Annotated in this window: 1 protein-coding gene; it reads left to right on the top strand. The window is 53.9% G+C overall.

Features of this window, described 5'->3' with window-relative positions; genetic code table 11:
- Nucleotides 1–99 precede the first annotated feature (99 nt).
- Nucleotides 100–1,269, top strand: coding sequence for an IS4 family transposase (locus ACM6I0_RS18955; RefSeq protein WP_414923006.1), 1,170 nt, complete (start codon nt 100–102; stop codon nt 1,267–1,269).
- The last annotated feature ends 27 nt before the right edge of the window (nt 1,270–1,296 follow it).

Here is a 1,296-nt window from a genome sequence, read left to right as displayed (position 1 = left end):
TCACTAGTGTCCGGTAAACACCGAAGGGGGAGCTTGCTCCCCCCTTGCTGTTGGCGGCCATCAGTCATAATCGGCTTTTTTCAGACTCGATTTTGACTCATGTTTTCCAGCACCCGTTTAGCTCACCTACTCAGTGCAATCCCGCGTCAGTTCTTCCGGCAATCCATCGAAAGTCACCAGGCTGATCGCTACGTCAAACGCTGCACGTCCTGGCAATTGCTGGTGACACTGGTCAGCGGACATCTAACCCAAGCCTCAAGCCTGCGGTCCTTGGCAACTTTCTCCGAGACTCTAGGCCCGCATAGCTACCATCTCAAAGCCGGCCCTATCGCCCGTTCGACCCTGTCGGATGCCTTGAATAAACGCGACTATCGGCCATTCCAGGACCTCTGCGAGTTCCTGTTGCGCGGCATCAGCCGCCAGCAGCGCAAGGAAGTCGGCGCCATGGTTAGCTTGATTGATTCGACCTCAATCACCTTGCGTGGTCCAAATTTCGACGGCTGGACGGCTGCGACGAAAACTCGCATTACACAAGGCTTAAAAGTACATGTGGGGTTGGATCTGGCGCAGTTGGCCCCGGTGTACGTGAACATTACTCCCGCCAACGTCAACGACATGAGCGATGCACTGAAAATGCCGATTCAGGCCGGCATGACGTATGTCTTTGACAAGGGCTACTGCGACTACAACTGGTGGCACCAGCTGCAGACCAAGGGTGCTTTCTTCGTTACCCGTCTGAAAAAAAACGCCAATATCAAAGTGCTGCATGAGCACTCGCCCGCGACGGAGCAAAGCCCGGTCGTGACCGATGAAGTCGCCCAGTTTGGCAAAAAGCATTTGTCTGGAAAGCGTCGGAATGACTACCGGGAAACGCCGGTAAGACGCGTCGTTGTTGAGCGCGAGGGGCATGCTACGCCGCTAATCCTGGTGACCAACGACTTCACGAGAACAGCTGAAGAAATTGCAGCTTTGTACAAAGATCGCTGGAAGATCGAGCTGTTTTTCAAGTGGATCAAACAACATCTGAAACTCAAACGCTTCTATGCCTTCACTGAAAACGCCGTGCGCCTGCAGATTTACAGTGCGTTGATCAGCTACTTGCTACTGCAACTTTTCCACCGTCGCTCAGGATTTACCGGCTCGTTGTTCGAGCTGACGGTTCGCATCGTTCATGTCCTGCATGAACGGCCTGATACCCCAGCGTTGAGGGATCGACGAAGGCAGGAGCGAGAAAAGCTGAAGGTCGCCCAAGGCAGCCTTCAGCTATGAAACATGTTTACCGGACACTAGTGACGC

Source organism: Pseudomonas sp. IT-P294 (assembly GCF_949767865.1).
GTDB lineage: Bacteria > Pseudomonadota > Gammaproteobacteria > Pseudomonadales > Pseudomonadaceae > Aquipseudomonas.
Note: the sequence above shows the minus strand (reverse complement) of the source record. Positions and strands in the feature narration are given on the sequence as shown.

What these genes read in the sequence shown, in the direction of transcription:
- ACM6I0_RS18955 (WP_414923006.1), top strand. Translation starts at nt 100, where the DNA reads ATGTTTTCCAGCACCCGTTTAGCTCACCTACTCAGTGCAATCCCGCGT.